The organism is Frondihabitans australicus (assembly GCF_003634555.1).
Lineage (GTDB): Bacteria > Actinomycetota > Actinomycetes > Actinomycetales > Microbacteriaceae > Frondihabitans > Frondihabitans australicus.
In genome coordinates this window covers 3,048,577-3,069,806 of the sequence record NZ_RBKS01000001.1, presented here as the reverse complement: position 1 = coordinate 3,069,806, position 21,230 = coordinate 3,048,577, and the positions used below count along the sequence as shown (strand labels likewise).

At 68.9% G+C, this 21,230-nt stretch carries 26 protein-coding genes and 1 tRNA gene; 11 read left to right on the top strand and 16 right to left on the bottom strand.

The genetic code is table 11. From position 1 onward, the window contains the following. Nucleotides 1-111: 111 nt before the first annotated feature. Genes C8E83_RS14610 through C8E83_RS14585 form a run of 6 tightly spaced genes read right to left on the bottom strand, consistent with a single transcriptional unit; the run spans nt 112 to nt 7,300 of the window. Nucleotides 112-1,923 (bottom strand): protein kinase domain-containing protein, encoded by a 1,812-nt coding sequence (locus C8E83_RS14610; protein ID WP_121370568.1) that lies wholly within the window; start codon nt 1,921-1,923, stop codon nt 112-114. Then, nucleotides 1,920-3,377 carry a peptidoglycan D,D-transpeptidase FtsI family protein gene (locus tag C8E83_RS14605; RefSeq protein WP_121370567.1) on the bottom strand — a complete coding sequence of 486 codons (1,458 nt, stop codon included), beginning with the start codon at nt 3,375-3,377 and terminating at the stop codon, nt 1,920-1,922. The genes C8E83_RS14610 and C8E83_RS14605 overlap by 4 nt, the downstream gene beginning before the upstream one ends. Further along, a complete protein-coding gene (locus C8E83_RS14600; protein WP_211331784.1) occupies nt 3,377-4,735 on the bottom strand; it encodes an FtsW/RodA/SpoVE family cell cycle protein in 1,359 nt (452 codons plus the stop codon). Before C8E83_RS14600 ends, C8E83_RS14605 begins: the two co-directional genes overlap by 1 nt. A gap of 52 nt (nt 4,736-4,787) precedes the next feature. Beyond that, entirely contained in the window at nt 4,788-6,026 is a 1,239-nt protein-coding gene (locus C8E83_RS14595; protein WP_121370565.1) for a PP2C family protein-serine/threonine phosphatase, read from the bottom strand. 3 nt (nt 6,027-6,029) lie between these two features. Beyond that, complete coding sequence (locus tag C8E83_RS14590) at nt 6,030-6,578, bottom strand: FHA domain-containing protein FhaB/FipA (RefSeq protein WP_121370564.1); 549 nt, start codon at nt 6,576-6,578, stop codon at nt 6,030-6,032. Beyond that, entirely contained in the window at nt 6,575-7,300 is a 726-nt protein-coding gene (locus C8E83_RS14585; RefSeq protein WP_121370563.1) for an FHA domain-containing protein, read from the bottom strand. Before C8E83_RS14585 ends, C8E83_RS14590 begins: the two co-directional genes overlap by 4 nt. Before the next feature lie 197 nt (nt 7,301-7,497). Between C8E83_RS14585 and C8E83_RS14580 the strand changes: the two genes are divergently transcribed. The 3 genes from C8E83_RS14580 to C8E83_RS19270 all read left to right on the top strand — a co-directional run bounded on the left by C8E83_RS14580 (nt 7,498) and on the right by C8E83_RS19270 (nt 8,943). Next, nucleotides 7,498-7,584: transfer RNA gene (locus C8E83_RS14580), tRNA-Leu, on the top strand. 707 nt (nt 7,585-8,291) lie between these two features. After that, the gene (locus C8E83_RS14575; protein ID WP_121370562.1) at nt 8,292-8,489 is read left to right on the top strand and encodes a hypothetical protein; all 198 of its coding nucleotides are present in this window, start codon (nt 8,292-8,294) and stop codon (nt 8,487-8,489) included. A 250-nt stretch (nt 8,490-8,739) separates the two neighbouring features. Next, nucleotides 8,740-8,943: a hypothetical protein gene (locus tag C8E83_RS19270; protein ID WP_147430190.1), complete on the top strand. Its 204-nt coding sequence runs from the start codon at nt 8,740-8,742 to the stop codon at nt 8,941-8,943. 37 nt (nt 8,944-8,980) lie between these two features. On the opposite strand, the gene C8E83_RS19265 is transcribed toward C8E83_RS19270, so the two are convergent. Further along, a complete protein-coding gene (locus C8E83_RS19265; RefSeq protein ID WP_147430189.1) occupies nt 8,981-9,460 on the bottom strand; it encodes a hypothetical protein in 480 nt (159 codons plus the stop codon). 56 nt (nt 9,461-9,516) lie between these two features. Here C8E83_RS19265 and C8E83_RS14565 point away from each other — a divergent pair, with 56 nt between their 5' ends. After that, a complete protein-coding gene (locus C8E83_RS14565; RefSeq protein ID WP_121370560.1) occupies nt 9,517-9,960 on the top strand; it encodes a hypothetical protein in 444 nt (147 codons plus the stop codon). A 160-nt stretch (nt 9,961-10,120) separates the two neighbouring features. Next, nucleotides 10,121-10,594 carry a hypothetical protein gene (locus C8E83_RS14560; protein ID WP_121370559.1) on the top strand — a complete coding sequence of 158 codons (474 nt, stop codon included), beginning with the start codon at nt 10,121-10,123 and terminating at the stop codon, nt 10,592-10,594. Nucleotides 10,595-10,624: 30 nt separating this feature from the next. Here C8E83_RS14560 and C8E83_RS14555 read toward each other — a convergent pair whose 3' ends face one another. Then, nucleotides 10,625-10,897, bottom strand: a complete 273-nt coding sequence (locus C8E83_RS14555) for a helix-turn-helix domain-containing protein (protein WP_121370558.1) — start codon at nt 10,895-10,897, stop codon at nt 10,625-10,627. Between the two features lie 227 nt (nt 10,898-11,124). Between C8E83_RS14555 and C8E83_RS14550 the strand changes: the two genes are divergently transcribed. The 3 genes from C8E83_RS14550 to C8E83_RS14540 all read left to right on the top strand — a co-directional run bounded on the left by C8E83_RS14550 (nt 11,125) and on the right by C8E83_RS14540 (nt 12,779). Further along, on the top strand, nt 11,125-11,775 hold the full coding sequence (locus C8E83_RS14550) for a hypothetical protein (RefSeq protein ID WP_121370557.1): 651 nt from the start codon (nt 11,125-11,127) through the stop codon (nt 11,773-11,775). Beyond that, on the top strand, nt 11,765-12,202 hold the full coding sequence (locus C8E83_RS14545; RefSeq protein WP_121370556.1) for a hypothetical protein: 438 nt from the start codon (nt 11,765-11,767) through the stop codon (nt 12,200-12,202). Before C8E83_RS14550 ends, C8E83_RS14545 begins: the two co-directional genes overlap by 11 nt. A gap of 64 nt (nt 12,203-12,266) precedes the next feature. Next, on the top strand, nt 12,267-12,779 hold the full coding sequence (locus C8E83_RS14540; RefSeq protein WP_121370555.1) for a winged helix-turn-helix transcriptional regulator: 513 nt from the start codon (nt 12,267-12,269) through the stop codon (nt 12,777-12,779). Between the two features lie 46 nt (nt 12,780-12,825). Here the strand turns inward: C8E83_RS14540 and C8E83_RS14535 are convergent, their stop codons facing one another. From C8E83_RS14535 to C8E83_RS14520, 4 genes are all read right to left on the bottom strand, one after another. Next, a complete protein-coding gene (locus C8E83_RS14535; protein WP_121370554.1) occupies nt 12,826-13,530 on the bottom strand; it encodes an SDR family NAD(P)-dependent oxidoreductase in 705 nt (234 codons plus the stop codon). A 20-nt stretch (nt 13,531-13,550) separates the two neighbouring features. Further along, entirely contained in the window at nt 13,551-14,753 is a 1,203-nt protein-coding gene (locus C8E83_RS14530; protein ID WP_121370553.1) for an MFS transporter, read from the bottom strand. Nucleotides 14,754-14,915: 162 nt separating this feature from the next. Next, nucleotides 14,916-15,479 (bottom strand): TetR/AcrR family transcriptional regulator, encoded by a 564-nt coding sequence (locus C8E83_RS14525; protein WP_121370552.1) that lies wholly within the window; start codon nt 15,477-15,479, stop codon nt 14,916-14,918. 37 nt (nt 15,480-15,516) lie between these two features. Further along, nucleotides 15,517-16,338 carry an oxidoreductase gene (locus C8E83_RS14520; protein WP_121370551.1) on the bottom strand — a complete coding sequence of 274 codons (822 nt, stop codon included), beginning with the start codon at nt 16,336-16,338 and terminating at the stop codon, nt 15,517-15,519. 132 nt (nt 16,339-16,470) lie between these two features. On the opposite strand from C8E83_RS14520, the gene C8E83_RS14515 reads away from it, so the two are divergent. Together C8E83_RS14515 and C8E83_RS14510 are read left to right on the top strand one after the other, a co-directional pair. Continuing rightward, a complete protein-coding gene (locus tag C8E83_RS14515; RefSeq protein ID WP_121370550.1) occupies nt 16,471-17,055 on the top strand; it encodes a TetR/AcrR family transcriptional regulator in 585 nt (194 codons plus the stop codon). 58 nt (nt 17,056-17,113) lie between these two features. Then, a complete protein-coding gene (locus C8E83_RS14510; RefSeq protein ID WP_121370549.1) occupies nt 17,114-17,881 on the top strand; it encodes an SDR family oxidoreductase in 768 nt (255 codons plus the stop codon). A 34-nt stretch (nt 17,882-17,915) separates the two neighbouring features. Here the strand turns inward: C8E83_RS14510 and C8E83_RS14505 are convergent, their stop codons facing one another. Together C8E83_RS14505 and C8E83_RS14500 are read right to left on the bottom strand one after the other, a co-directional pair. Further along, a complete protein-coding gene (locus tag C8E83_RS14505) occupies nt 17,916-18,386 on the bottom strand; it encodes a hypothetical protein (protein WP_121370548.1) in 471 nt (156 codons plus the stop codon). A gap of 128 nt (nt 18,387-18,514) precedes the next feature. Continuing rightward, complete coding sequence (locus C8E83_RS14500) at nt 18,515-19,273, bottom strand: SDR family oxidoreductase (RefSeq protein ID WP_121370547.1); 759 nt, start codon at nt 19,271-19,273, stop codon at nt 18,515-18,517. Nucleotides 19,274-19,375: 102 nt separating this feature from the next. Between C8E83_RS14500 and C8E83_RS14495 the strand changes: the two genes are divergently transcribed. Continuing rightward, the gene (locus tag C8E83_RS14495) at nt 19,376-20,248 is read left to right on the top strand and encodes a LysR family transcriptional regulator (RefSeq protein ID WP_121370546.1); all 873 of its coding nucleotides are present in this window, start codon (nt 19,376-19,378) and stop codon (nt 20,246-20,248) included. A 38-nt stretch (nt 20,249-20,286) separates the two neighbouring features. Here the strand turns inward: C8E83_RS14495 and C8E83_RS19580 are convergent, their stop codons facing one another. Both C8E83_RS19580 and C8E83_RS14485 read right to left on the bottom strand, forming a co-directional pair. Next, nucleotides 20,287-20,727: an SDR family oxidoreductase gene (locus tag C8E83_RS19580; protein WP_170159949.1), complete on the bottom strand. Its 441-nt coding sequence runs from the start codon at nt 20,725-20,727 to the stop codon at nt 20,287-20,289. A gap of 66 nt (nt 20,728-20,793) precedes the next feature. After that, the gene (locus tag C8E83_RS14485) at nt 20,794-21,195 is read right to left on the bottom strand and encodes a (R)-mandelonitrile lyase (protein WP_121370545.1); all 402 of its coding nucleotides are present in this window, start codon (nt 21,193-21,195) and stop codon (nt 20,794-20,796) included. Nucleotides 21,196-21,230 lie beyond the last annotated feature (35 nt).

Genomic DNA, 21,230 nt, shown 5'->3' with positions numbered 1-21,230 from the left:
CAGCCACTGAATGATCTCCCATGCACAAGTCCCGCCCCAGTGTACCGGGACGGGACGAGGGGTCTCCGGCTGTGAGCCAGGGAACCTCCTGTGATGACGTGCGGGAGGGGGTCAGTTGCCGGCCGGCGGGGTCGAGCCGTCGGTCGGGTCGGACGTCGCCGCGGCGGTCACAGTGATCGACACACCCGCCGACGTGGGCGACTTGACCGTGCTGCCGCAGTTCACCGAGTAGACGAACGTGAGGGTGCCGGCCTTCGACGACTCCACCTGGACGCTGGTGACGTTGGTGCCGACCGAGGCGGTGGTCTTGCCGGAACTGTCGGTGCCGCCCGAGATGCTGTAGTTGATCAGCGTCGGCGAATAACCCACCGGGCAGCCGTTGTAGCTCGGGATGGTGATCGTCGCCGTCGTCGAGTTGTCGGCCGGGATCGTCGTGTCGGTCGTCGTCGGGGCGCCGGGCTGACCGGCGCTCGGGGCGGCCGCGTACACGTACAGGGTCACGGTCTCGCCCGCGGGCACGACGCCGGTCGGGTCGACGTTGTAGACCGTTCCGACCTGCGCCGACGTCGGCGCCGTCTTCGGGTTCGCAGCCGTCGTCACCTGGTAGCCCATGTTCTGCAGGGCGAGCCGCGCCTGAGCCTCGGTCTTGCCGATGTAGTCGCTGGCGTTGATAGTGTGCGACGACGACGTGTCGGTCGGGGTGGGGCTCGGCTTGGGCGACGAGCTCTTCGTGTGCTTCACGCTGCTGGACGTGCTGGTCGCAGGAGCCGAGGCACCGTTGCGCGAGGCGAGCGTCACGGCCAGGGCGATGCCGCCGACCACGACGATGATCGCCAGCACGATGACGGGCCAGAACCACGCGCTGCGCTTCTTCCGCTCGCCGTCGCCCTCGTCGACCTCGCCCGGGGCGCCTGCTCCGGCACCGCCGGCCGCGGGGACCTGCGATGTGGCAGCACCCAGGCCGAGGACTGCGGCCGTGGCGGGGCCGACGTCGCCGGCGTTCATGAGGCGGGTCGTTGCATCCTGCGCGCTGAACGCCTGGGTCGCGGTGTCGGCGGCCGCAGCGGCGCCGATGAACGGCACGGCGGCGGTGGCCGCGACCACGTCGCCGCGGCGGAGCGCGCGAGCGGCCTGCGCCAGGGCGGCGGCGGATGCGGGGCGCTCGGCGGGCTTCTTGGCGATGCACGAGAGCACGAGCCTGCGCACGGGCTCGGGGATCGTCGTCGGCAGGTCGGGCGGCGTCTCGTTGATCTGCGCCATGGCGATCGCGACCTGCGACTCGCCCGTGAAGGGGCGGCGGCCGGCGAGGGCCTCGTAGGCGACGATGCCGAGCGAGTAGATGTCGGTCGAGGGGGACGCAGGATGCCCCGACGCCTGCTCGGGCGAGAGGTACTGCACGGTGCCCATGACCTGCCCGGTGGCGGTCAGCGGAACCTGGTCGGCGATCCGGGCGATGCCGAAGTCGGTGATCTTCACGCGGCCGTCGGGCGTGATCAGCAGGTTGCCGGGCTTGATGTCGCGGTGGACGAGGCCGGCCGCGTGGGCGGCCTGGAGGGCGGACGCCGTCTGCGCGACGATGTCGAGCACCTTGTCGGTGGGGAGCACGCGATCGCGCTCGAGGATGGTGGAGAGCGCCTCGCCGGGCACGAGCTCCATCACGAGGTAGGCGCTGCCCTCCTCCTCGCCGTAGTCGAAGACGTTGGCGATGCCCTCGTGGTTGACGAGGGCGGCGTGGCGCGCCTCGGCGCGGAACCGCTCGAGGAACCCGGGGTCGCCGAGGTACTCGTCCTTCAAGATCTTGATGGCGACGGTGCGGCCGATCACGAGGTCGGTGGCCTGCCAGACCTCGCCCATGCCGCCGATCGCGACACGCGACGAGAGCTCGTAACGCCCTCCGAAAGTGAGTCCTGAATATGGCCTCATTTGTTCAGCACCGCCTCCATGACTTGCCTTGCTATCGGTGCCGCCGCCGTGTTGCCGACGAGCGACTGCCCCTGACCTGCGCCGTTCCCGACGACCACCGCCACCGCGACCTCCGGATTCTTCGCCGGAGCGAAGCCGGTGAACCAGAGGGTGTACGGCTGACCGGTGCCGTTCTCGGCTGTTCCGGTCTTGCCTGCGACATCGACCCCGCTAATTCTGGCATTGGTGCCGGTGCCCTCGTTGACCACCTCGGTCATCAGCTGCGTGAGGGTCGACGCGGTCGACTCGCTGATCGGGTTGCCGAGGGAGGTGGCCTTGAACTTCTCGAGGTACGAGAGGTCGGGGTTCTGGATGTTGTCGATGAGCGTGGGCGACATCTCCTGGCCGCCGTTGGCGATCGTCGCGGTGGTCATCGCGACCTGCAGCGGCGTCTCGCGCACGCTGCCCTGGCCGAACGACTGCAGCTCGAGCGTGGCGTCGTCGCCGTTCGTCGCGGGGAACACGCTCGGGGTCGACTTCTGGGGGATCTCGACGGCCGAGTCGAAGCCGAACTTCTTCGCCATGGCGTTGATCGTGTCGTAGCCGAGCTTCTCGCCCAGCTCGGCGAACGGGATGTTGCACGAGTCGACCAGAGCGGTCTCGATGGTCACCGTCGAGCCGCCGCCGCAGGCGCCGCCCTCGGCGTTGTTGATCTTCGTCGTGGTTCCCGTCAGCGTGAACTGCGCGGGGTTCGGCAGCTTCGAGTCCTTCGTGTACTTGCCCGACTCGAAGGCGGCGGCCGCGACGACGAGCTTGAACGTCGAGCCCGGGAAGTAGAGGTCGCCGGCGATGGCCCGGTTGATGAGGGGCTGGGAGGAGTCGTGCAGGAGCGTGTCGTAGTTCTTCAGCACGGATGCCCGGTCGTGGCTCGCCAGGAGGTTCGGGTCGTACGAGCCCTTCGACACCATGGCCAGGATCTTGCCGGTCGAGGGCTGGATCGCGACCACGGCGCCGGTGTTGTCGCCGAGCGCGTCGTACGCGACCTGCTGCACCTTGGCGTCGATCGTGGTCGCGACCGTGGCGCCCTCGGGGTCCTTGCCGGTGATGAGCGAGTTGAGCTGGTCGAAGAACTGCTCGTTCGACTTGCCGGTGAGCTGCTTGTTGAGCGAGTTCTCGATGCCCGTGGCGCCCTCGCCGAGTGTGTAGTACCCGGTGACGGGCGCGTAGAGGGCGCCGTCGGTGTACTTGCGCAGGAACTTGTACTGGTCGTTGGATGCCACCGACTCGGCGACGGGCTTTCCGTCGACGAGGATCGCACCGCGCTGCGCGGAGTAGCTCTCGAGGATCGCGCGCGAGTTGCGAGGGTCGGCGCGCAGGGAGTCGGCCTGGATGCCGGTGATGTAGGTGCTCGACACGAGCAGCGCCACGAACATGGCGAGGACCACCACGGAGACGCGCTTGAGCTGCTTGTTCATCAGCCGATCACCATCCTGGGCCCCGACCTGATGCCGTCGGAGAGTCGGAGGATCAGGGCGACGATGATCCAGTTCGACAGGAGCGACGATCCGCCCGCCGCGAGGAACGGCATGGTCAGGCCCGTCAGCGGGATCACGCGGGTGACTCCGCCCATGACCACGAAGACCTGGAGCGCGATCGCGAACGAGAGCCCGACGCCGAGCAGCTTGCCGAAGTCGTCCTGGCCCACGAACGCGATCCTGAAGCCTCGCGACACGAGAAGCAGGTAGAGCCCGAGGATCGCGACGAGCCCCGCGAGGCCGAGCTCTTCGCCGAGCGAGGCGATGATGTAGTCGCTCTGGGCCAGCGGTGTCGTCTGCGGGCTGCCCTGCCCGAGACCGGTGCCGATGAGGCCGCCGTTGGCGAAGCCGAACAGGCCGGTGACCAGCTGGTAGCTGCCGCCGTACGCGTTGTAGACGCTCGAGTCGAACGGGGTGAGCCAGGCGGCGAAGCGGCCGTGGACGTAGGAGAGCGACAGGCTCGCGACGATGGCGCCGCCGACGAAGAGGACCAGGCCGATCAGCACCCAGGAGGCCTTGCCGGTCGCGACGTAGATCATCACGAGGAAGAGCCCGAAGTACAGCAGCGACGTGCCCAGGTCGCGCTCGAAGATCAGCACGAGCATCGCGACCGCCCAGATGACCAGGATCGGGCCGAGGTCTCGCGGCCGAGGGAACTGCAGCCCGAGGATCTTCGGCCCCATGAGCGACAGCGAGTCACGCGCCTGCACGAGGTAGCCGGCGAAGAAGATCGCGAGAGTGATCTTCGCGATCTCACCCGGCTGGAACGAGAACGGCCCGAGGTCGATCCACACGCGGGCGTTGAGGCCCTCGCGGCCGAGGCCCGGCACGAGCGGCAGGAGCAGCAGCACGATCGACGTGAACATCGCGATGTAGCGATATCTCGCCAGCACCCGGTAGTTGCGGATGCCCAGCAGCACGATGATCGCGATGACCATGGCGCCGATGGTCCAGTAGATCTGTCGCTCGCCGGCGTGGGTCGGCGTCGAGGTGGTCCAGGTCGGGATGTCGATGCGGTAGATCTCGGCGATCCCGAGGCCGTTCAGCGTGAGCCCGATGGGCAGTACGAACGGGTCGGCCTGGCTTGCGACGACCCGCAGCACGATGTGCATGACCAGGGCGAGCACCAGGATCAGCACGCCCGACCACAGGATCCCGGTCTCGATGTGGCCGATGGCGCCGAGCTGGACCAGGATCATCGCGCCCGCGCAGATGCCGCAGGCCACGAACAGCAGCCCGAGCTCGATGTTGCGCAGGCGCGACGGCGTGCGGAGCCTGATCGTGATCTTCTCCGTCATCGCCTGCGCGCCGCCCGGGTTCGAGGGGCGGCCGATGGCCTGCGTCGCGTCGTTACTGGGCGGCATCGGCCAGCCTCTCGACGATCGAGCGCGCGTTCTTCAGGCTCGAGGCGTTGATGGTGTCGTCGACGCTCTGCTGGTTGTAGGTCGACAGAGTCGACACCTTCACCGTCGTGGTCTCGTAGACGCTCGACAGGCGGATCGGCCCGAGGCTCGACTGCACACCCTTGTAGATGACGACCGTGCCGTTCTGCTCGCCGACGTAATAGTGGTCTTGAGTCCAGCGGTACGACGCGATCGCGGCGATCACCACGATCACGATGCCGATGCCCAGCGCGGTCAGCCAGCTGATGCGGCGGCGGCGCGCACGACGGCGGTCTTCGGCGATCAGCTCGGCGAGGTATTCGTCGCTCTCGGGCTCGAAGTGCGCGTCTTCCGGCGTGGTCGCGACCTTGAGCGGGTGCAGCAGGATCGTGGGGAGCCGCAGCGGCCGACGCCCGGCCTCCCCCTCGAACGTGAGCGGGGCCGCCGCCGAGCCGACCGTCGTGGGCACCTCGGCCGCGCTCGACTCGCTGTCGTCGACGTCGACCACGACGACCGTGACGTTGTCGGGCGCACCGTGGTCGAGGGTCTCTTTCACGAGGCGGCGGGCGACCGCGTCGGGATCGAGCTCGGAGGCGAGGGCCTTTCGGATCCTGTCTTCGGCCAGATAGCTGGAGAGACCGTCGGAGCAGATGAGCCAGCGGTCGCCCGGCTGTGTGCCGAGGATCGCCGTGTCGACCTCGGGGGCCGCATCGACGTCGCCGAGCACGCGCATCAGCACCGAGCGGCGGGGGTGGACGGCGGCCTCTTCGGGCGTGATGCGGCCCGAGTCGACGAGGCGCTGCACGAACGTGTGGTCGGCGGTGATCTGGCTGAGCTCGCCGTCGCGGAACAGGTAGATTCGCGAGTCGCCGATGTGCGCGATCGCGACGGAGTCGCCCACCCGCATCATGGCGCTGACCGTGGTGCCCATGCCCGTGAGCTCCTGGTGCTCGAACACGGTCTCGGCGAGCAGCTGGTTCGCGGCGATCAGCGACGACTGCAGGGCGAACTCGGCGTCGGCGGGGGAGGTGTAGGGCTTGTCGGTCTCGCGGATCCTGCGGATCGCGATGGCCGACGCGACGTCGCCGCCCGCGTGCCCGCCCATTCCGTCGGCGACGACGAAGAGGTTGTTGCCGGCATACCCGGAGTCCTGGTTGTTGGCCCGGATCTTGCCGACGTTCGACAGCGCTGCGCTCTTGATCGCCACCCGCTACCGCCGCAACTCGAAGCTCGTGGTGCCGATGGTGACCGTCGTGTTCAGCGGGACGGGCGTGGGAACGGTGACTCGCTCGCCGTTCACGAACGTGCCGTTCGTCGAGTCCAGATCTTGGATCACCCAGCGGCCGTTCCACAGCATGAGTCGTGCGTGGTGGGTCGAGGTGTAGTCGTCGCGGATCACGAGATTGCTCTCGTTCGACCGGCCGATCGTGAGCGGGCCGTCGCCGAGCGGCATCTCCAGGCCCGACTTCGCGCCCTTCGTGATCAGCAGGCGCGACGCGGGCGAGCCCTGCTCGGTGATCGGCGACGGGGCCGAGCTCGGTCGGGTCGACGTGGGGCGCGGGGCCGCAGGAGCCGGCGCTGCCGCGGCCTGGGCGGGCTGCCCGCCGGGGGGCGTCGCCGTCTGCTGCTCGTTCGGCAGGCGTTTCGCCCGCTGCCCGAACAGGTCGCTGCGCAGCGCGTAGACGATGAAGAAGATGAAGAGCCAGAGGACCACGATGAACGCGATCCGGAGCACGAGGAGGGTCAGCTCACTGGTCACCGGAGACCTCCGTCTCGGTCGTCACGGCGGGGTTCGCCAGGACGCCCGGGGGTCGTCGACACGGGAAGCACTCGGAACACGATACGCGTACGGCCGATCTGGATGACGGAATCGGGCTGGACGACGGCCTTCGTGAGCGACGCCCCGTCGAGCTTCGAGCCGTTCGTCGAGCCCAGGTCGGTGGCCTGCGCGTGCTTGCCGTCCCACAGGATCTCGACGTGCTTCCGGCTCGTGCCGGTGTCTTGCACGGTGATGTCGGCGTCGCTCCCGCGGCCGATGATCGTGCGACCTCTCTTAAGGGCGTGCTGCCGGCCGTCGATCTCGACCACCGGGGTCCACGTGACGTCTTCCTCGCGGACGTGAGCCGACTCGATCCTGATGATGCCGACGCTGAGGTCGGCGCTCTCTTCAAGGGCGACCCGCACCGGCCCCGCGAACGCGTAGTTCTGGGCCTTCGCGTGCGTCGTGACCAGCTGCCGCAGCTCTTCGATCAGAGCGCTGCCCATCGCGTTCATGTTCGCGAAGTCTTTGGGGCTCAGGAGCACGCGGAACTCGTTCGGCACCAGGATGCGCTCGCGCGACACCACCGCCGCCTTCACGTCCAGCTCTCGGCGCAACGCCGCCGTGATCTCCAGGGGCTGGACACCCGAACGGAACGTCTTCGAGAACGCGCCGTTGACGACGCGCTCCAGACGCTGTTCGAAGTTGTCGAGTAGCCCCATGGGTTCTCCAGGTCGGTGCAGGGCGGATTCTGGCCGCCAGCAGAGGTCCCCCGAGACTACCCGGTGCATATCGGGGTCTTTCTGCATGCTATCGTTTTCAGGTTGGTCCCTCGGGGCCGACACGTCTTCCCCCTGGGGGATGACACCTCTGTTCAGTCGCTTCGGCCGAGTTCGCTCGGTTCACGCGGCTGGCGCTGGCGCGAGTGGCGGAATAGGCAGACGCGCACGGTTCAGGTCCGTGTGCCCGTGAGGGCGTGGGGGTTCAACTCCCCCCTCGCGCACCAGCAATTGCTTGACTGATGCCCGCATCCATTCGGATGCGGGCATCGTCAATTCCTGGGTGCCGTCTGCGATGCTCCGCATCGCGTCGCTCCGCTGGGGCCTGCCGGCGGCTTCGCGAGCTCGCTGCGCTCGCCGCTCCTCTCTTCCGCGAGTCCTTTTCATGCACGGCCACGTCTTTGGCCACGGGATGTCGCGTATGGCCACCCGATCCTGCTCTGCGTGCGTCCTAGAGCGAGGGGGTGGGGAATGTCCACAACGATCTCGACACGACCATCGCCGAGTTCGGGTTGGCGATCCGGCCCGCCGCTTCGGCGCGGGCGATGGGATCGTCGACCCGACGCGCGAGAACGCTCCTCTCACGCTGATCGATGCTTGCGATACGTCCGGGCTGACTGCCCTCGAAGGCCTGTACGGGTCCGTGGACGCCCTGCAGGTCGTGTGGCGCGACTCCCTCGCCCGCTTGCCCTGGGAGGGCGGCGACTTCGGGAATCCGTCGAGGCAACCGCTCCTCGGCCCAGCCCCGAAAATATCGGAGACGAGATCGTGATCGGCGTCCCCAATCCCGAGATAGTCAAAATCGTCGTGACACTCGAGCAGGACGACGAGGACTGGCCACCGTTCACCACCGGATCCGTGTGGGTGAGCCGGGCGGGTACTGGGCTATAACGTCTCGAGAGCGTGCCTTCCTTCGCATCCGGAGTGTCGAAGAGTGACCTCGTCACTGTCGGAGGGGGAGCCGACGCCCGCCTCCACCTCGCCACACGGGAGTCGAGAGGCGGGCATCGAGCTCGACATCGGGCCGGACGCGGATCGCGCCGCCGTCAAGCGGCTCCTTCAGGCCGGCGAGGCGAGTGATCGCTGGGGCTATGAGGAGTCCGACGTCGACGTGGCGTGGGCTGCGCAGTAGCAACGAGTCCATAGACGTCCGTGACCGCGAACGATTCTGGTACCGCCGGTGTTGTGACCTGAGTCGCCGTGATGTGAACCTAGTCGCCAGAAGCGAGTCGGACCTCGCCACCGCGTGAGAGATGCACCGTCTATGACTCCAGGGCCGCGTCCGGCGGAGCCAACTATCCACATCCAAGGAGCCCCTCATAGGAAATGGGACTTCAGGGGTCGGCAAAACGTGGTTACCCAACCATCAAAGGAGATGTGCCTTGAATGCGATCGAGATAACCAAAATCGGCAACCTGTACATTGCCTCGGCGCTTTCGCCTGACAGGGGCGTCAAGTGGGGAACACGTGAAGGCATGTCGCGCGGCGCTTTAGTGCACGAACTAATTGTGTTGGGATTCCATCAGCAAGACATCGGCGACGCTTTCTATGCCGCAGATCCTCATTGGTTGGAACTGGACAGTTAGCGATTTCGCTTCGCGAGTCGCTCGTTCCTGGGCACCGCTACCGGTGATCGACCGAGTTGACCGTGCCATGGGCATATCGTTCGCCCAGGACGTCACGAAGCGTTTGGCGCCGGCCTTCGGCCCACGACAGTTGCCACCTCCGGCGACGGAGGAGCTCCAGTCGCGTGTCGTCGTCCACGCCGAGTTCGGTGCAGGCCAGTCGGATCGACAGTGGTTCGAGATCGCGGAGGTCAGCGTCGAGCTTCCACTCGGCCGAAGCACGGACCTGATCGCCCAGAAGCCGTCCCAGTCGCATGCCCTCATCGTCGGCTGCATTGGTGCGGGCGGCCCGCTCTATCGACTCGACGACGTCGCGGGGGAGCGACCTGTTTTCGAACAGGAGGGCGAGGTGGATCTGCCGGTCGCCCGTGTCGACAAGCAGCCGAGCGACCTTCTGTGGCAGCGGACCCCTCCTCGCGAGCACCCGTTTGTCGTCCAGTGAGCCCGACTGGGCAATTCGTAAGTCATCACTAGGCATGTGTCACCCTCCGGAACACGAGAAGTGTGGCACGGCGCGGCCGATAGATTGTGGGCATGCCGTTCACGCAGAAGTACGACGACGCGACCCGTGAAGCCGCGACGGCACGAGTGCTGGAGCGGCGGGCGACGAACCCCGACGATAGGTCGGTGCTTCGTGTCGTCGCCGACGAGTTCAACGTCGGCCAGCAGTCGCTGCGGGCGTGGGTCGCCGAGGCCGACGGTGAGCAGGGCGTGCGTAAGACCAGGCGGTCGCGGCCGCGGTTCTCACCCGTGGTGACGACCCGGATCGAGCCGGCGGACGTGCCGGACACCTCGATTCCGGCTATCGAATCGGCACCCGCTGTCGCGGCCGTGACGCCTGTCGTCCCCGTCGCACGTCAGGAGAACGTCGCGGAGTCGCCGAACGCGGAGATAGCGAGCCTCGAGGCCGAGATCGAGTCACTCCGTCGCGGCAACGCCGCGATCACGGCGGCGATGCGCGTGCTCCTCGCGGGCTGAAGCGGCAGATTCGCTTGGAATGGCCGGTCCAGCGCCACGACGCCGGATCCCGAGAGAAGCGCGCGGTCTCGCCGACGGCGGAATAATGATCGAGGAAGGACGGGCACGCGTGAGGTTCGTTGGTGGAATCAACCGTCGCGGGTCGAAGTTCACTCGAAACGTGCCCAACACGTTGTCTTTCCTCGAGATCGACGGCGAGTTCGTCCACCTCCGCACCGGTACCTGGCTCGTCCCGATCTTCGACGGCCCGTTCGTCTGGGCGAGCGCCGACCTGGAGTTCACACGCCAGCCGGTGAAGCGCCGTTCGTACGTGGGGCTCCGTTCCCGCGGCGATGGGGAGTGGATCCTGTTCCGCACGCGAGCTCTCGACGCGGTGTGCCGCGCACTCACGAGTGCGGGAGCCACCGAGGTGTTGGTTCCGCCAGTCCCGCCGAGTGAAGTCCTGCAGATCACGCCCTGGGGAGCGGGACTCCTCGCGGCAGTCGGCGCCGTGTTCCTGACGGTCGCGCGACTCGCGACGTTCCAGCACGATCCCACCAGCCACGTGTTCGCCACCGATTTTCTCGTGGCGGGGATCATCGCCGTGACCATGGCCGTTGTCATCGGCGTGGTCCACATCGTCGAGCGGCGCTGAACCTCGCTGGGCGGTCGCGCCCGCCGACGGCTAGGTGCCGTCGAGGGGCAGGTCGTCGACGCCGAGCATCGGCAGGAGCTCCGCGGTGAGCACCCCGAGCAGGAAGGCGCGCGCGATGAGGGCCGGGACGCTCCTCGCCTGCACGGCCTGCTGCATCCTGCCGACGTGGTAGGCGACCGTCGCCGGGCTCAGGTTCAGTTTCCGCGCGATCGCCTTGTACGCGTCGCCCTGCGACAGCAGCACGAGAATGTCGACCTGGCGCGGCGACACTCGCCAGCGGCCCGTGCCAGAGGTCTCGCTCACGCCTGTCGTCCCTCGCCCTCAGACGGTCTGCCGGGCGCAGTGGCGCGCGCCCTGCCGGTCTGCGGCGATTGTGACAGAAAGACATCGCGCATTCGTGGCCCCCGTTCGTGGCACACGCCGATGCAGGGGTGTCTGTCGACTAGCGATTTCGCTAGTTCTCGCGCGTTCCACGCTTTTCTAGGGTGAATCGTGGGTCGATCCGACGGCCCGGAGGGGAGCCGGATCACATGGACGAAGCGACGACGAGCAGGTCGGTCGACCTGGCGCCGGAGTCTGCGGCGAGCAGGCGCATCGGCGTGATCGCTGTGGTGTGCGTGGTGTGCGCCGGGCTCCTGCGCATGATCGGGCCCTTGACCGAGTTCGCGAAGTCGGGCCGGCACGACTCGTTCGACCTGTGGATCGCCCTCGCGGTGCCGATCGCGATCGTCGTGATCGTCGGTGTGCTGGTCGGCATTCGCGTGGTGCCGTGGCGGCGGGCGGCGAGGCTTCGCGTCGCGAACCCGGGCGCGGTCCTCACGACGGGGCAGTGGGCGCAGGAGACCGTGGCCGCGCTGCCAGGGTCGCCGGCGGTCGGGCAGATGGCCACCTACACGCTCGTGGTGACGCCGCGGGGGCTCGAGTTCCACAGCGGATCGGGCCGGTCGGAGTCGACGGTCGCGGTGCCCGCCTCGGATGTGGTGTGGGTGCACTCGGCGCGCGAGCAGCTCTGGCAGCGGTCGAGAGCGGGCCTCGTCGTGACGACGATGTCGGGCTCGATTCCGCTGCTGCTGGTGGACTTCGGCCGCCCGCTGGCGATGTTCCAGGGCCCGCGTTCGCTCGGGCAGGTCGCGGAGGCTGCGCGGCGCGCGCTCGGCCTCGCCGGTGCCGATGCCCGCTAGCGACGAGGGTTCGCAGGAGCCGGTCGCCTCGCCAGGTGTCCCCGGGGCTACGTCGGCGCAGAAGAGAGTCCGGGCGCCATGGACGATCTGGGCCGCCTCGCTGTGCCTGCTCGGCAGCGCCGTGGCCGAGACCTTTCATGTGCGGTGGATCGGTGATCACTCGGGCAAAGACGTGCCCTTCGGGATCGTCTTCTGGGTGTTTTTGCCGGTCGTCCTCGCCGTATTCGTCGCGCTCGGTCGTCGGTGGGCGCGATGGGTCGTGCTGGCGCTCGTCGCCCTCGTGATCCTCGGCTCAGTGACCCACCTGGGTGATCACGTGAAAAGCGATGCGGCGGGATCTGCGGCCGGGTGGCTTCTCCTCGCGGCGCTCGTCCTGCTGTGGCTGCGGCCGTCGCGTGCCTTCCTGCGCATGCGGCGATCGTCCTGACCCGGCACGCCCCCTGAATGCACGAGAACACTTCATTCACCGATGTGAATGCTAAACTGCTCCGATGGCCCTCGGCACGAACTACAAGATGGACGACTGCGCCGTCGCACTCACCCTCGACGTGGTGGGCGAGCGCTGGACGCTCCTCATCGTCAGCTACCTCTTCTTCGGCCTGCGCCGGTACAGCGACATCATCAAGCGCCTCAAGATGTCACCCGCGGTGCTGACTCAGCGTCTCAACGGGCTGATCGAGAACGACCTGGTCGCACGGGTCCCCGGCCCCGGCGCGCACGACGAGTACGAGCTGACCGCCAAGGGCGAGACGCTCTGGCCGATCGTGTCGGGTCTCGTCCAGTGGGGCAACGGCACCTTCCTCGAGCCCGAGCAGCGACACGAGTTCACGCACCGCGCCTGCGGCACCGACCTCGATGCCGCGGGCTACTGCCCCACCTGCAGGATCGTGCCCGCCGCCCGGCAGATCGATCGACAGCCCCGTGCCGTCGACTGCGCCCCCGCGGCCGACGCCCGACCGGAAGCCGAGCCGCGGCCCCTGCTCCAGGCGGCGCGAACCGCCTAGAGCCAAGGCCGCACGTCCGGCAGCGCCGGTCGCGACGGCGACGCGACTACCGGGACGCGAGCGCCGGGTAGAGGGCGGTCACAGGAGCAGCCAGAGCGCCGTGCACCTTCTCCGCCGTCGGGCCGTAGACGAGCTCGTCGTCGCCCGCCTCGACCGCGTCGTAGATCGCGGCCGCGACGTCGGCGGGGTCGGCCATGCCGGAGCGGTCGTCGCCCGGCTGCATCGGTGTGTCGATCGGGCCCGGGTAGACGCCGAGGACCTGGACGCCGTCGGGCGCGAACTCGAGCCGGAGCGCGTTGGTCGCCATCCACGCTCCTGCCTTCGAGACGCTGTGCGCCTTGCCGACGGCGAGCCAGCTGAGCACCGAGTTGATGTTCACCAGGGCGCCGTGCGCCGCGCGCAGCGACGGGGCGAGAGCTCTCGTCAGGCGGAGCGGGCCCGTGAGGTTCGTCTCGAGGGTGTTCTCGACGACGTCCCAGTCGGCCGTGAGCAGGTCGCCGCGGGGGAACACGGCGGCGTTGTTGACGAGCACGGTGGCGTCGCGGGTCTGAGCGGCGAGGAGTTCGACGGACTCGGCGTCCGCGAGGTCTACATGGAGCGAAACGACGCGATCGTCGTGCCACTCGGTATTCGTTCGTGATGCGGCGTAGACGCGGTCGGCGCCGCGGTCGAGGGCGGCCCGGACGAGCGCCTTGCCGAGGCCTCCCGAGGCTCCGGTGACGAGGACGGTGGCGTGGGTGAGGCTGGTCATGATCGTTTTCTTCTTTCTGTTCAGGCGCGGGATGCGCGCAGGTGGCCGGCCGTCGTGATGATGCCGATCAGGGCGAAGATGCCGAGGACAGCGCCGAAGAGCAGCGCCATGGTCGTCGCGCCGATTGCCGCGACGAACGCGCCGGCGATGATCGCGGACACTCCCATCGACAGGTAGGCGACGAGGTAGATCGTCGAGAAGAGGGCAGCGCGCTCGTGCGGCTTCACCTCGGGAACGAGGCCGCGCGTGGTGCCGGAGAAGTTCGCACCCAGACCTGCGCCGCCGAACACCGCGGCCGTCCAGACGAGTGGGAGGGCGTGCGCGCCGATGGCCGCGATGAAGAGGATCGCTCCGACGGTCATCGACGCAGCGCCCAGGATCCGGAGCCGGTGCGGCTTCGCGCCCAGCGTCGCGGCCGACACGAGCGTGCCGACGCCGAACATCACGAACGCCGCCAAGGCGCCGACGATCGGGCTGGTCACGGCGAAGAGGCCTGCGAGGAGCGCGGGCAGGAGCCCGAGGAACAGCGCCATGGTCATGAACGCGCCGATCGTGCCCGGCAGAGTCGAGAAGAACAGGCGCCTCACCTGCTTCGGCAGCGAGACGCTCGGGATCAGCGACCGCAGCGCTCCCTTCTTTCGTGTCGAGGTCTCCGGCGTGAAGATCGCGAACACGGTCGCCAGGGCCATCACGACGATCAGCACGGTCCAGATGACGGGGGCGGCGTTCGCCACGGTCTGCGCGATGATCCCGGCGAACAGGGAGCCGATGCCGAGGCCCGCCAGCGGGGCCAACCCGGCCATCAGGGCTCCTGTCTTCTTGTGCCTCTCGGGGGCCAGCTCGACGACGGAGGCGCTGAGGGTGCTGGACGCGGCGCCGGTCGCGATTCCCTGCACGATGCGGGCGGCGATGAGACCGCCGATCGAGTGTGCCTCGACGAACATGCCCATCGCGATGAGCTCGAGGGCGAGCGCGCCGATCATCAGCGGGCGGCGCCCGACATGGTCGGAGAGCGAGCCGATCACGAGGATCGCGACGAGCAGGGCGATCGCGTAGACGCCGAACGCGAGGGTGAGCATCCACGACGGGAAGCCCCACTCGTGCTCGTAGATCGGCAGCAGGGGAGTGGGCGATCCTGCGGCGACCAGGATCATGATCATGGCCGTCGAGATGCCGACGAACCCGACCATGCGGGGCACGAACGGCCAGCGCGACGTGCGCACGGGAGCGCCGTGGTCGCCGGGTGAAGCGTCAGCACGAACACTTGCTTCATTCACAGAACTATTAATCACATCAGTGAACGTAGCATATGCGGGCGCAGGGCTCGCCGGTGTCCCAGCGACCGGACCCTGCCACAGGGTCGGCGCCGGGGAGAACCCGAGGCGTCAGCGGGGCGCGGGGCCCCGCGACGGGCCGGCGCTCAGGCCGTCGACCACGATCTGCAGCCAGCGGTCACGCGCCGGCTTCGCGAGGTCGCCCGGGACGCTCGACATCAGCAGGTAGAAGTCGCTCACGGTGACCGTCGGCCGCAGGTCTCCGTCGGCGACGGCGGTCGCGACGAGCGTGTCGAGTGCGCTCCTGCCGGTGATCTGCAGGTCGTCGTCCACGGCCTGGGTGCCGAGAGCCTCGGCCGCGGCCTTGACTCCGCGGTTGACCGCCGCCCGGTCGACGAAGTCGGTCATGAGTCGCAGGATCCCGCGCATGGCATCCCCGGGCGATTCGATCCCGGCGGCCGCCACCTGTGCCTCCTCGATCAGAGTCGCGCTGAGCTGGAGGTAGACGGCTCGCACGAGGTCGTGCTTCGTGGGGTAGTGGCGGTAGAGCGTGCCGACGGCCACGCCGGCTGCCTTCGCGATCTGCTCCATGGAGACGTCGGGGCCGGCCGCGCTGATCTGCTCGCGGGCGGCGTCCAGGATCCTGCTCTGGTTCCGTTGCCTGTCGGCTCTCATCTGGCCACCCTCTCGAGGTCGCGGGAGAGCTCGCGCGTCACCGGACCGATCGGGTGACGAGCTTATCGAAGGCACGGTCGGAGAGCATGCGGCGTGCGGTGAGGAGGAGCTTCGCGCCGCTGCCGGCCGCGTAGCGGGGTCGTGGGCGATCCACCGTCGCCGCGCGGACGATGACGGCGGCGATGACGGCGGGATCGGACGCGGAGTCGGTGTAGGTGGACGAGTGGAACGACTCGGCCAGCTTCGCAGCGGCTTCGGCGTACGGCCCGTCGCCGGATGCGGCGAGCAGGGTGTCCGCCGCGATGCCCGACCACTCCGTCTTGATGGCCCCCGGTTCGACGACGACGACGTCGACGCCGAAGGGCTCCAGCTCGACTCGCAGCGCGTCGCTCATCCCCTCGAGGGCGAACTTCGTGCCGTGGTACCAGGCTCCGAAGGGGGAGTGGATCTTGCCTCCCACCGAGGTGACGTTGACGATGCGGCCGGTCCGCCGCTCCCGCATGCCCGGGATGACGAGCTGCGCCAGTCGGATCGCGCCGAAGACGTTCACGTCGAACTGCTTCCGGCCCTCTTCCGGGCTGACCTCTTCGATGGCGCCGAACGAGCCGTAGCCGGCGTTGTTCACGAGGAGGTCGATGCGCCCCGTCGTGTCGAGGATGCCGGACACCGCCGCCATCACGGAGTCGTCGTCCGTGACGTCCAGGGGGATCACCCGGATCCCGGCGGTCTTGAGCGTTTCCATGCGTTCCACCCGGCGGGCTGCCGCGTAGACCGTGTAGCCCCGCTCTGCGAGTTCGATCGCGGTGGACGCGCCGATTCCGGACGACGCACCGGTGACCAGTGCCACTCTCTCTGTCATGTCTCTCTCCTAAGCTGAATCGAAATTCATGTTAAGAGTGAATCCAGCTTCACTTTCTGTCAAGACCCTCGTTTGCGTCTCTCGCGGAGAGCTACTCTGTCTAGCGACATACAGATCGCAATGAGGAGCCACATGCCCAGACGCAGCGACGCCAAGCAGAAGATGGTCGATGCCGCGCAGGCGCTGATCCGCGAGCGGGGCGTCACGGCCACCGCTGTCTCCGACGTTCTGGAGCGCAGCGGCGCTCCGCGGGGATCCGTCTACTTCCACTTCCCCGGCGGCAAGAACCAGCTCGTGATCGAAGCGGCGGAGTCGCACGCGCACGCCCAGGTCGAGATCATCGACAGCCTCGCCGCAGCCGCCACGACGCCGGCCGAGCTCGTCTCCGCCTACCTGGAGGCGGGCCGGGCGGGCATGATCGAGAGCGGATTCGGGCGCGGATGCGGCATCGCGCCGCTGGTCACCGAAGGGGAGCACGGCGACGAACAGGTCACGGACACGGCTCGTCGAGGCTTCACCGAGATGGCGGACCGACTCAGCCATCACTTAGTCAGCTACGGCCTCGGGCGCCAGTCGGCGCGGTCGCTGGCCGATGCCGTCCTGGCCGCGGCGGAGGGTGCCCTGATCATGTCGCGCGCACTGCGCTCGGACGCGTCATGGACGACGAGCCGCGATTCCCTGGTCGCCTACGCGCGAGGCCTCTCCGGCGTCCGCTGATTCGAGAGCGCCCTTTGCTATGTATAGTGACAGACATAGTAAAACTGAGGAGGGCGTCATGTCTCGAATTCTGATCACCGGAGCATCGCGCGGAATCGGGCGCGGGCTCGCCGAGGAGCTGAGCCGGCGCGGCCACGATGTCGTCGCGACGGCGCGCGACGTCTCGGCGCTCGAGGGGGTGCCGGCCGAGCTACGGGTGCAGCTCGACGTCACCGATCCTGCGAGCGTGAACCGGGCGTTCGCCGAGGCCGGGCCGGTCGACGTGCTCATCAGCAACGCCGGCGCGACTGTCCGGGCGCCGCTCGAGACGGTTCCGCTGACCGAGGTCGCTCGCCTGTTCGAGCTGAACACCTTCGGCGCGCTCCGCGTCGCGCAGGCGGTCCTCCCTCAGATGCGGGAGCGCGGCTCAGGTCGGCTCGTGTTCGTCTCGAGCGTGCAGGGTCGCATCGCCATGCCCCTGATCGGCCCCTACTCGGCGTCGAAGTGGGCCCTGGAGGCCATCGCGGAAGGCCTCGCCATCGAGACGCGCCACTTCGGGGTCGACGTGCAGGTGTTCCAGCCGGGTGCGGTGTCGTCGGGCGGCAGCGAGCGTGCGAGCGTGTTCCTCGACGAGGACGATCCGTACTTCCCGCTGCTCGGGCAGGTCGGCGGCTTCCGGACCACCCCGGTGACGGTCGAGGAGTTCGCGACGGTCGTAGCGGACGCCCTCGAAGCCGACCACGTGCCGTTCCGCGTGCCCGTCGGAGAGGCCGCCACCGCGCAGCTGCGCGCACGGAAGCTGGCTCCCGAGGACGCCCCGTTCGTCGCCGCGCCGCTCGACTGGTAGTCGAGCGGCGCGGCGGTCGTACAGGTTGCGGAGGTCAGACCTGGGGAGGCAGCGGCGCCTGGCCGCCCATCTTCGAGGCCTTGACCGCGCGGAAGTACTCGCTCGACGGGCGCAGGAACATGAGGATCGTCGCGACCACGGCGGCGGCGACGCTCAGCGCCCCGAGCCCGTACGCACCGGCAATGCCGGTCAGCGACAGGACAGTGAGGATGAGCAGCACGATGCGCGCCCAGTTCGCGCCGCGGCGCATGAAAACGTCGAACAGGATGAACGCGACGAGGAAGATGATGCCGCTCACCACGGCGAGGGCGATGCCGGCTCCGACCGCCGCATTAGCGGTGGACGACGAGACCCCGGAGCCGCTCAGCTGCGACTTCACGCTCGACGAGTTCAGCGTGACGACCGACACGATCAACGTGACCAGGTGAACCAGGGCGACGAGCAGGAACAGCCAGTACGCGATGTTCACGTAGCGCGGGATACCGGTGCTGGACGGTGCGGACATGTTGATCTCCTCAGTGAAACCGTTACGGACTCGCGTCCCCCTGCTGACGCTTGCTCAGCTTGCTCCCTTCGTGACCTGTTCGTTACACACTGCGCAAAACGAGCACGTGCCGACGGTCCGAGCCGGAGTCACCACGGCACGACACCGCCGTCGTCGAAGAAGCCGCCACGAGGGCCGTCGTCCGGCAGCGTCGCGAGCCGGATCGCCGTGGCGGCGCCCATCGCGGGCGTCCGATCACCGGCGAAGCCGTTGAAGTCGGTCGCGACGAGGCCCGGGCAGGCGGCGTTGACGATGATCGGGGTGTCCGCGAACGCTCGCGCGTACTGCACGGTCACGCCGTTGAGGAAGGTCTTCGAGGGCGAGTAAGCGGCCATGATCGGGCCCGGCTGCCGGCCGAGCGAGCCCATGCTGCTCGAGGCGTTCACGATCCTGGGCGCCTTCGACCTGCGCAGGAGCGGCAGCATCGCGTTGGTGACGCGGATCACGCCGTACACGTTGACGTCGACGACGTCTCGGAGGGTGTCGAGCGAGAGGTCCGTCGGATCCTGCTGCCAGGTCACCGGGTCGAACGGGCCGGAGATGCCGGCGTTGTTCACCAGCACGTCGAGGGTTCCGAAGTCCGCCTCGAGCGCGGCGGCAGCAGCCGCGACGCTCTCGTCGTCGGTCACGTCGAGGGCGACGCCGTGCGCATCGATGCCCTCTGATCGCAGCGTCGCCACGGCCTCGTCGCGCGAGGCGTCATTGCGGGCGCCCAGGATCACGCGAAGGCCCTGCCGACCGAGGCCCTCGGCGATGGCGAAGCCGATCCCCTTGTTCGCGCCGGTCACGAGGGCGGTCGTGGGGGTCGTCTCTGCGGTGCCGGACTCTGTGCTCTGCTGATCTGTCATGGCCTCATCGTCGGCCCGCCGGTGCCGTGCCGTCCAAGGCCGATCGGGCACCCTGTGATGCCGCCGAGGCATCACCGGGCTGGGCGGACGTAGACTCGCGCCGTGGACGACCTCGAGACCCGTGAGCTGCGCTACTTCGTCGCCGTCGCCGAGCGCCTGCACTTCGGGCGGGCGGCCGACGACCTCGGCATCGCGCAGCCGGCCCTGTCGCGCGCGATCCAGCAGATCGAGCGGCGACTGGGCGTGGCGCTGCTCGAGCGCGACCGGCGCAGCGTGAGCCTGACGGCGGCGGGCGAGGTGCTCCTGCGCGATGCGCGACCGGCGCTCGCGGCCGTCGGCGCCGCGGGGCGCAGGGCACAGCGTGCGGGTGCACCCACGCGGCAGCTCGTGCTCGCCACGAAGGCGGGGTCGTCGCACGAGTTCCTGCAGGCCCTCCTCGATGCGAACGCCGCCGATGCCGGCGCCACCCCGATCGAGGTGTTGCTCTGCGAGATCGGCGAGCAGCAGGGCCTCCTCCTCGACGGCAGCGCGGACGCCGCGATCATGCACCGGCCCTTCGACGACTTCGCAGGATGCGACGGGGTCGACCTCGACTCCGAGGCCCAGGTCGCGATCGTCCCGGCCTCGCACCCGCTGGCCTCCCGCACGTCGCTCACGCTCGCCGAGGTGCAGCACGTGCCCGACCTGCCGATCGCCCGCTGGCCCCTGGTCGGCGGCGGCTACCCCGACGGGCCGGGCCCTGAGGTGCGCTCGCAGTCGCAACTCGCTCAGCTGGTGGCGCTCGGCAAGACGCTGCTCGTGATCCCGCGGTCGAGTCGCGCCTGGCAGTGGCCGGAGCACGTGGCCGTCCCGGTGCTCGACGCGCCGCTCGCCACGACGGTGTTCGCGTGGCCCGAGGGCCGACTCACGCCGGACGTCGCGCGGCTCCGGGCGACCGCCGAACGCCTGCAGGGGTCGGCGGCGTTGACCGCGTAACCACCGCTGGGCCTGCGCGTCGCGCGCGCGGGCGCTGGTCAGGCGGGGTCGACGACCTTCGCCCAGGCCGCGGTGAGAAGCCGGTAGTCGTCGTCCGTGACGAGATCGCGCACGCCCGTCGCGAGCACGGCCGAGCGCACGGCCTCCTCGGCGCCGTCCTTCGCGTAGGCGTCGTCGTGCGAGTGCCGGAGATCCTGGACGACGACACGGCCGGCCTCGCGAGCCGCCTCGATCTCGTCGACGCGACCCGCCTTGCCGGCGGCGTCGAGGGCGCGCTCCCAGGCGCCGATGAGGTCCTCATTGGTGATGACGGGAAGGTCGACGCCGCCCTGGATGCCCATGCCGACCGACGGCGACGACAGGACGATGCCCTCGTCGCTCTTCCAGAGGCGCCCCAGCGTCTCGGCCTCCTCGGCGGTGAGCGCGCCGGCGCGGTCGATCATCGCCTGGAGTTCTGGTGAGTAGGCGGCCTCGGTCATCGTCGTCCCTTCGTGGCGCGGCCCGTGCCGCACGCTCCGCTCATCCTCGCACGGGCCGCCTGCGCGTCAGCGCGCGGCGTACTCCTCGTCCGTCACCGGCCGGCCCCAGGTCGTGTGCTCCCCGGCGGCGTCGGCCTCCTGATACGCGAGCTGGGTGGTCAGACGTGCGGGAGCCGCCCCGTGCCAGTGGTTCGCGCCGGCGGGGATCACCACGCGGTCGCCTGCGCGGAGCTCCTGCGCCCTCTCGCCCTCGACCTGGACGACGCTCACGCCCTCGGTGACATAGAGGGTCTGGCCGTTCGGGTGCGTGTGCCAGGCGGTGCGCGCTGCCGGGGCGAAGTGCACGAGGCCGGCCATCACGCGGCTCGCCGGGCCGGGAGTGCCGACGACGTCGATGTGCACGACGCCGTCGAACCAGTCGCTCGGGCCGGCCTGCATCGTGGGCTGGTCGATGGGGGTGGTGGTCATGGTGGTCTCCTCGCTCGGTGTGCACGGCCGGTCGG

Bases quoted from the DNA above. Each gene is read 5' to 3' on its own strand.
- C8E83_RS14610 (WP_121370568.1), bottom strand. From the start codon at position 1,923: ATGAGGCCATATTCAGGACTCACTTTCGGAGGGCGTTACGAGCTCTCG.
- C8E83_RS19265 (WP_147430189.1), bottom strand. From the start codon at position 9,460: ATGCCTAGTGATGACTTACGAATTGCCCAGTCGGGCTCACTGGACGAC.
- C8E83_RS14535 (WP_121370554.1), bottom strand. From the start codon at position 13,530: ATGACCAGCCTCACCCACGCCACCGTCCTCGTCACCGGAGCCTCGGGA.
- C8E83_RS14585 (WP_121370563.1), bottom strand. From the start codon at position 7,300: ATGGGGCTACTCGACAACTTCGAACAGCGTCTGGAGCGCGTCGTCAAC.
- C8E83_RS14505 (WP_121370548.1), bottom strand. From the start codon at position 18,386: ATGTCCGCACCGTCCAGCACCGGTATCCCGCGCTACGTGAACATCGCG.
- C8E83_RS19580 (WP_170159949.1), bottom strand. From the start codon at position 20,727: ATGACCGAGGCCGCCTACTCACCAGAACTCCAGGCGATGATCGACCGC.
- C8E83_RS14540 (WP_121370555.1), top strand. From the start codon at position 12,267: ATGGCCCTCGGCACGAACTACAAGATGGACGACTGCGCCGTCGCACTC.
- C8E83_RS14545 (WP_121370556.1), top strand. From the start codon at position 11,765: ATGCCCGCTAGCGACGAGGGTTCGCAGGAGCCGGTCGCCTCGCCAGGT.
- C8E83_RS14515 (WP_121370550.1), top strand. From the start codon at position 16,471: ATGCCCAGACGCAGCGACGCCAAGCAGAAGATGGTCGATGCCGCGCAG.
- C8E83_RS14525 (WP_121370552.1), bottom strand. From the start codon at position 15,479: ATGAGAGCCGACAGGCAACGGAACCAGAGCAGGATCCTGGACGCCGCC.
- C8E83_RS14520 (WP_121370551.1), bottom strand. From the start codon at position 16,338: ATGACAGAGAGAGTGGCACTGGTCACCGGTGCGTCGTCCGGAATCGGC.
- C8E83_RS14485 (WP_121370545.1), bottom strand. From the start codon at position 21,195: ATGACCACCACCCCCATCGACCAGCCCACGATGCAGGCCGGCCCGAGC.
- C8E83_RS14550 (WP_121370557.1), top strand. From the start codon at position 11,125: ATGGACGAAGCGACGACGAGCAGGTCGGTCGACCTGGCGCCGGAGTCT.
- C8E83_RS14565 (WP_121370560.1), top strand. From the start codon at position 9,517: ATGCCGTTCACGCAGAAGTACGACGACGCGACCCGTGAAGCCGCGACG.
- C8E83_RS14605 (WP_121370567.1), bottom strand. From the start codon at position 3,377: ATGAACAAGCAGCTCAAGCGCGTCTCCGTGGTGGTCCTCGCCATGTTC.
- C8E83_RS14600 (WP_211331784.1), bottom strand. From the start codon at position 4,735: ATGACGGAGAAGATCACGATCAGGCTCCGCACGCCGTCGCGCCTGCGC.
- C8E83_RS14500 (WP_121370547.1), bottom strand. From the start codon at position 19,273: ATGACAGATCAGCAGAGCACAGAGTCCGGCACCGCAGAGACGACCCCC.
- C8E83_RS14510 (WP_121370549.1), top strand. From the start codon at position 17,114: ATGTCTCGAATTCTGATCACCGGAGCATCGCGCGGAATCGGGCGCGGG.